Annotated in this window: 3 protein-coding genes; all 3 read left to right on the top strand. The window is 63.3% G+C overall.

What is annotated here, in order from left to right:
* Positions 1–1,905: carboxypeptidase regulatory-like domain-containing protein (locus EYB53_RS21330; protein ID WP_205712716.1), on the top strand; the 1,905-nt coding region annotated here is incomplete at its 5' end.
* A 233-nt stretch (positions 1,906–2,138) separates the two neighbouring features.
* Positions 2,139–7,310, top strand: coding sequence for a cohesin domain-containing protein (locus EYB53_RS21325; protein WP_135480847.1), 5,172 nt, complete (start codon positions 2,139–2,141; stop codon positions 7,308–7,310).
* A gap of 247 nt (positions 7,311–7,557) precedes the next feature.
* The coding region (locus tag EYB53_RS21320; protein ID WP_135480845.1) for a hypothetical protein at positions 7,558–7,975 on the top strand (418 nt) is incomplete at its 3' end.

Raw genomic sequence — 7,975 nt, 5'->3', positions numbered from 1 at the left:
GGACGCAACTTCACTGGCACGCGCAACACCTACACCATCAGCGGGCGCGTCACCGACGCCAATAGCAACGGTCTCAGCGACGTGACGATCAGCGACGGTTCGCGCATGGCGATTACCACGAGCACTGGCGATTACACCATCAGCGATGTGCCCGCCGGCAGCTATACGCTTACGCCCAGCCGCAGTGGCTATACGTTCAACCCTTCATCGCTCAGTGTGAGTGTCAGCGGCAATGTGACTGGTCACAACTTCACTGGCACGCTCATTCCTCCAGCGACCTACACCATCAGCGGGCGCGTGATCGACGCCAACGGCAACGGGCTTGGCGGCGTGACGATCAGCGACGGTTCGCGCATAGCAACGACCGATGCCAACGGCAACTATACGCTGAGTGAGGTGCCCGCCGGTAGCTACACGCTTACCCCGAGCAAGAGCGGCTTCAGCTTTAGCCCGGCCAGTCTGAGTGTGACCGTCAATGGCGATCTGACCGGACGCAACTTCACTGCGACCGCGACACCCCCGGCCACGGGCGTGACCCTGGCGATGGTGCCCGCGTCGCCGAGCCTCGCCGTCGGCAGCACGGTGATGGTCACCCTCGAGGTGCGCAGCGACACCCAGCCGATTGATGGCGCGGCCTTCTTCCTCGACTTTGACCCGGCTGTCCTCGAAGTGGTGACGGTGAAGCCCGCCTCCGTGTTCCCGACCGAGCTGATCTGGCGTATCAATCAGACCCCCGGTCAGCTGGACATGGTGCGCAGCACCTTGGATAAACCCTTCCCCCAGGGCACCTTCCCGTTCGCCACGGTCACCTTCCGTGCCCGCCAGGCCGCGCCCGACGGCACTTCGATCCAGTTCAGTCGTACCGCCGACCGCCAGACCGATGCCACCGCCAACGGAGCCTCGGTGCTCGGGCCGCTGGTGCCTACTACGCTCACCGTGCGCGATGGCATGGCCGTGCAGGTGCAGGTGCAACTTGAAGGCGAGCCCCGCTCGCCCGATCCACGCCTGAGCTTGCCACTCGCAGTGAGCCTGCGCCCGGCGGGAAGCAGCACGCCCGTCTATCAGGCGACCCCGACCCTCGACGAGGCCGGTCGCTTCCAGATCGAAGGCCTTGCCCCTGGGTCGTATACCCTGAGCGTCAAGCATCCCCAGACGCTGCGGGTGGAAGTGACGCAGGAGTTGAGTGGGGACACAACGACGATGACCATCGGGCCGCTCCCCTCGGGCGACGCGAATAATGACAATCGGGTCTTTCTGCCCGACTTCTCGGTGCTCGCCACCACCTTCGGGCGCAGCAGCGGCAGCACGGGCTACGATGGGCGGGCGGATTTCAACGGCGATCATGTCGTCAATTTGCTCGACTTCTCGCTGCTCGCCACGCACTTCAACACGGTCGGGGCTTCGGAACCCCCACCCGCCGAGGCCCGTGCCAGTCAGTCAGTCATCCGAGCGGAGCAGGTCGTGCCGAACCTCACCGCCGGGGCGATCGTGACCCTGAACGTGGCGGTACACGCGCCGGCGACCGGGCTGGATGGGGCCGCGGCAACACTGGCCTTCGACCCGAACGTACTCGAAGTGCTCGCCGTGACGGGCGATGCCACGCTCGAGCGCTCGCTCCAGCAGGTGGTCGATCCCATCGCCGGACGGATCATCCTGGCGCGGGGCACCCTCGCCTCGCCACTTCCCACGGGGCAGGTGCAACTCGCGCAGATCAAGGTGCGGGCGCGCACCGATGCCGCCGCGACCGCGATCAGGCTCGTGGATGACGGTGAGCACGGGCAGAGTGCGGTCACGGCGCGTGGGCACGTGGTGCCCCTGGCGGCAACGGAATGGCGGCTCACGCTAGGCCCGGCGAAGCATACCGTCTACCTGCCGGTGACGATCCGGGCAGCAACGACACGGTAAGAAGTCTGGGAAAGACGTTTCCCGACTTTTCCGCCCCCCTCCCAACCTCCCCCCGCTGGGGGGAGGAGGCCGGACTCCCTCCCCCCAGCGGGGGGAGGGCTGGGGAGGGGGGGAAAGAGCCTTTGCCACTCAGGGTGGCCCAACCCAAGCAAACGACATTGACCAACGCATCAAGCATCCGAGCATACCAGGGGGCGAAGAAGCCCTGTTGAAATGAATGATGAGGCGCAGCTATGCGGAGCAAGCGACAACCGAACCATCTCTGGCTTCCCAGTCTGATCGTCGTTCTGGTGATCCTTGTTGGTATCACCTTCTCGCTGGCCCGGCTGATGGCTGCGCCAACCGTGACTCTGAGCCTCGTACCGTCAACGCTGACGATGGCCCCGGGCGAGACCGTCACGGTGACGATTGAGGTGCAGGCCGGCACCGAGCCCATTGATGGGGTGGCGGCCTTTCTCGATTTTGACCCCACCCGCTTCCAGGTGAGTGAGGTCACGCCAGGGGCAGCGTTGCCCATTGAGTTGGTGAACCACTTTGATAATGCGCTCGGTACGCTTGACCTGGTACGTGGAGTGCTCAACCAACCCTTCCCCAGCGGCACGTTTACCGTGGCAACCTTTCAGGTGCGTGCGCTCGATGTTGCAGGGACGAGTACCTTCAGCTTTAACCAGGGTGTGCCCGCGCTCGAACGCCAGAGCGATGTGACCGCCAATGGTGCCTCGGTGCTTGGTGCGGTTGGCGCGCTTACCGTCGAGATTACCGACGCCAGCGCACCGACCCCAACCGAAAGCCCGACCGAGAGCCCAATCGAGCCGACGCCCAGCACGCCGACTGAGAGCCCGACCGAGATCCCGCCCCCAACCAGCATCCCAACCGAAAGCCCGACCCCAACGGCAACGGTTCCTCAGACGCAGACGGTGACCCTGAGCCTGGTTCCCTCGACACTGACGATGGCCCCGGGCGAGACCGTTACCGTGACGATTGAGGTGCAGGCCGGGACGGAGCCCATTGATGGGGTGGCGGCCTTTCTCGATTTTGACCCCACCCGCTTCCAGGTGAGTGAGGTCACGCCAGGGGCAGCGTTGCCCATTGAGTTGGTGAACCACTTTGATAATGCGCTCGGTACGCTTGACCTGGTACGTGGAGTGCTCAACCAACCCTTCCCCAGCGGCACGTTTACCGTGGCAACCTTTCAGGTGCGTGCGCTCGATGTTGCAGGGACGAGTACCTTCAGCTTTAACCAGGGTGTGCCCGCGCTCGAACGCCAGAGCGATGTGACCGCCAATGGTGCCTCGGTGCTTGGTGCGGTTGGCGCGCTTACCGTCGAGATTACCGACGCCAGCGCACCGACCCCGACGAGCACGCCGACTGAGAACCCCACCGAGAGTCCGACTGAGAATCCGACTGAGAGCCCCACCGCGAGCCTGACCCCGACAGCAACAGTTCCTCAGACACCGACGGTAACTCTGAACCTGGTTCCCGCGACGCTGACGATGGCCCCGGGCGAGACCGTCACGGTGACGATTGAGGTGCAGGCCGGCACCGAGCCCATTGATGGGGTGGCGGCCTTTCTCGATTTTGACCCCACCCGCTTCCAGGTGAGTGAGGTCACGCCAGGGGCAGCGTTGCCCATTGAGTTGGTGAACCACTTTGATAATGCGCTCGGTACGCTTGACCTGGTACGTGGAGTGCTCAACCAACCCTTCCCCAGCGGCACGTTTACCGTGGCAACCTTTCAGGTGCGTGCGCTCGATGTTGCAGGGACGAGTACCTTCAGCTTTAACCAGGGTGTGCCCGCGCTCGAACGCCAGAGCGATGTGACCGCCAATGGTGCCTCGGTGCTTGGCTCCGTCGGAGCGCTCACCGTCGAGGTTACGGACGCCAGTGTGCCGACCCCGACCAGCACGCCGACGAACGTCCCGACTGAGACCCCAACCAGCACCCCGACCGCGACCCTGACCCCGACCAATGCGCCGACCGACAGCCCGGTGCCCTCCAGCACCCCGACCGCGACCCTGACCCCGACCAATGCGCCAACTGACACCCCGGTGCCCTCCAGCACCCCGACCGCGACCCCGACCCCGACCAATGCGCCGACCGACAGCCCGGTGCCCTCCAGCACCCCGACCGCGACCCTGACCCCGACCAATGCGCCAACTGACACCCCGGTGCCCTCCAGCACCCCGACCGCGACCCTGACCCCGACCAATGTGCCAACCGACAGCCCGGTGCCCTCCAGCACCCCGACCCCGGCCACTACACCAACGGCCACAATCCCGCCCACACCGACGGTAACTCTGAACCTGGTTCCCGCGACGCTGACGATGGCCCCGGGCGAGACCGTCACGGTGACGATTGAGGTGCAGGCCGGCACCGAGCCCATTGATGGGGTGGCGGCCTTTCTCGATTTTGACCCCACCCGCTTCCAGGTGAGTGAGGTCACGCCAGGGGCAGCGTTGCCGTTCGAGTTGGTGAACCGCTTCAATAATACACTCGGCACACTTGACCATGTGCGCGGGGCGCTCACCCAACCCTTCCCCAGTGGCACCTTTACGGTGGCAACCTTTCAGGTGCGTGCGCTCGACGTGCTCGGGACGAGTACACTGAGTTTTAACCAGGGCGTGCCCGCGCTCGAGCGCCAGAGCGATGTGACAGCAAAAGGCGTCTCGGTGCTTGGCGCGGTTGGCGCGCTTACCGTCGAGGTTACGGACGCCAGCGCGCCGACCCCGACTAGTACGCCAACCGAAAGCCCGACCAACACACCAATACCTACCGCCACACCAACGCCCACCGTTCCATCGCCTACACCAACCGTACCAGAGTCTTGGCGGGTCTTTATCCCATCTGTGAGTAAGAATGCCAGCACCATCTTCACCGCCGATTTTACACCACCTATCGGAGTACGCCCGCTCACTATCTGGCAAACGTTTCATTATGTCCAGTTAAACTGGGATGACGAACCAGATGCAGTTGGCTACCATGTCTATCGCGCTGTTCAGCTGAACGCTTGGCAAAAAATAACCAAAGAGCCGCTATCATTGAGCGCATTCGTCGATGTTCCGGTCTCTGGAACGAGTGCTGTCCGCTACACCGTCACGTTTCTTGATCAACAAGGGCATGAGCATGCGCTAACGACAACGGCTGAGCTAGCGTATCAATCATCACAGATAGAACTTCAGAGTGCGACCAACTTTGATCGCCATAACCTGATTTCAGATCGCGAATATTTGAGTGATACAAGTGTCACGATAACGCAGGTGCAGACGTTTCTTGAGGCGCGGGGTAGCTTTCTGCGTAGCTATCGCTTACCCGATAACCGTCTGGCAAGTCAGGCCATTGTCGAAGAGTCGCTCCGCAACCAGATCAATCCCGTGCAGATCCTTGCGCGCCTTCAGATGGAACAAGGCTTAATCTCAGCAACCAACCCGACCCAGAACCAGTTAGATTATGCGCTGGGTTATGGTTGTCCAGATACCGCCGCCTGCGACCAGCAATACAAGGGCTTTGATCGGCAAATCCTCGCGGCAACGCTTACGCTTCGCGCTTATCTCCAGGAAATTGACACGAATGGACAAACCCGGTCGGGATGGGCCCCTGGCCGCACCAAGCAAACATCAGACCCCTTGAGCGTTACCCCGGTCAATCGTGCGACCGCCGCACTCTACACCTATACCCCTTGGGTCGGGGAGGGAGGTGGTGGCCGTGCGGGCGTTGGGGGCAACTACCTCTTCTGGATACTCTACTACAGCTACGCTCAAGCCTTTGATCTGACTCCCCCCATTGACAATGGTCTGACCGAGGTGATCTGTGATGATCAGAATGCCTGCTTTAGCAAATACGAGTCAAGTGGAGCCTGGGCCTCGAGGACAAGCAGCACCGCCCACAACCAACACACCTACTGGACCTACAACACCCAGAACCAGGCGCTCGACTGGGGCAAATGGCAGCCCAATCTGCCGCAGGCCGGGTTCTACGACGTCTACATCTGGTACCCACAGGTGACGGACGCGCTCCCAGCGACCAGTGCAGCCACCTATCAGGTGCATCACGCCAATGGCGACACCAATGTCACCTGGGATCAGACCACCAACGCTGGGGCGTGGAATAAGATTGCGACGGTACACTGTGCAGCGGGGACGGCATGTTACGTGCAACTCACCGACGCAACGCCAGAGAGCACCGGCACGCGCCGCGTCTGGCTCGATGCGGTGAAGTTTGTGCAGGTGCCTACCCAAAACTACCGCGTCAGTGGCACAGTAACCGACAACACCGGCACCGGTCTCAGCGACGTGACGATCACCGACGGCACCCGCACGGCGACGACCGATGCCAGCGGGAACTACACCCTGAGCGATGTCCCGACGGGCAGCTATACGCTCACGCCGAGCAAGAACGGCTTCAGCTTTAGCCCGGCCAGTCTGAGTGTGACGATCAGCGGCGATCTGAGCGCCCAAAACTTCACCGCGACCCCGACGCCCCCGGCAACGGGCGTGACCCTGGCAATGGTGCCCGCGTCCCCGAGCCTCGCCGTCGGCAGCACGGTGATGGTCACCCTCGAGGTGCGCAGCGACACCCAGCCGATTGACGGCGCGGCCTTCTTCCTCGACTTTGACCCAGCTGTCCTCGAAGTCGTCACCGTGACGGCGAACTCCGTGCTCCCGATCGAGCTGATCTGGCGTATCAATGCGACGCCCGGCCAGCTGGATCTCGTGCGCAGCGCCTTGAATCAACCCTTCCCCCAGGGCACTTTCCACTTCGCCACCGTCACCTTCCGTGCCCGCCAGGCCGCCCCCGCTGGCACCTCGGTGCAGTTCAGTCGCACCGCCGACCGCCAGACCGATGTGACCGCCAACGGGGCTTCGGTGCTCGGGCCGCTGGTGCCCGCCACGCTCACCGTGCGCGATGGCATGGCCGTGAATGTGCAGGTGCACCTCGAAGGCGAGCCCGGCTCCCCGGATCCGCGCCTGAGCTTGCCACTCGCGGTGACGCTGCGCACGGCGGGAAGCAGCACGCCGGTCTATCAGGCCACCCCGACCCTCGACCAGGCCGGTCGCTTCCAGATCGCGGGCCTCGCCCCCGGAGCCTATACCCTGAGCGTCAAGCATCCCCAGACGCTGCGGGCGGAGGTGACGCAGGAGTTGAGTGGGGACACAGCGACGATTGCCATCGGACCGCTTCCCTCGGGCGACGCGAATAATGACAATCGGGTCTCGTTGCTCGACTTCTCGGTGCTCGCCACCACCTTCGGGCGCAGCAGCGGCAGTGCGGGCTACGATGGGCGGGCGGACTTCAACGGCGATGGCGTGATCAATCTGCTCGACTTCTCGCTGCTCGCCAAGCACTTCGACAAGGCGGGGGCTGAGGCGGTGCCGCCCGCCGAGGCCCGTGCCAGCCATACCAATTGAGGCTGCATGAACACCCTTCACTGCGCTCCTGAGAAACAAAACCGCAAAACCGGCCTCTCACCCAAGGTCTGGCTGAGAGGCCGCCCCCCCGATGGACAGGTGCGGCGTAACGAAAGATCTTTCGTCTTAGACAAGGTTTCAGAAAGGCAGGGCCAACTTTACACTGCTCGTCTGCCTGCTGACAAATAAACTCCCTGGTGCTATGGTTGGTGTACTACCACAAGCCATACCACACAGGGAGGACCACATGGGTCAGACCCATCCTAGCACACCCGACCAGCGAGCACAATGCGCGGCGATGATGTTGGCCCACCAAGGAGACTACGGCCTCGTGACGACCCTGAGCCAGACCTATCGCGTCTCGCGCCCGACCCTGTATGCCTGGCGCGACCGGGCGCGCCAAGCGCTGCAGGCAGCCTTCGACCCACCGGCACCGTCTATGAGGGAGACCACGACGACCGAACGCCAAATCCTGACCCTCTGGATCCAACACGCCTCGGTGCGTGGCATCCAAGCGGCCACCAGTGAACTGCTCCAGCAGGGACTCAGTCTCGCCACCATCACCGCCGTCCTGCATGCCGCTGGCGACCGCGCCATCACATGGATGCGTACCCATGTCCCGCCCGACATGCGGGCCCTGGCCCTGGATGAGATCGACGCCAACA

Origin of the sequence: Candidatus Chloroploca mongolica (genome assembly GCF_004762035.2) — a bacterium.
GTDB lineage: Bacteria > Chloroflexota > Chloroflexia > Chloroflexales > Chloroflexaceae > Chloroploca > Chloroploca mongolica.
Note: the sequence above shows the minus strand (reverse complement) of the source record. Positions and strands in the feature narration are given on the sequence as shown.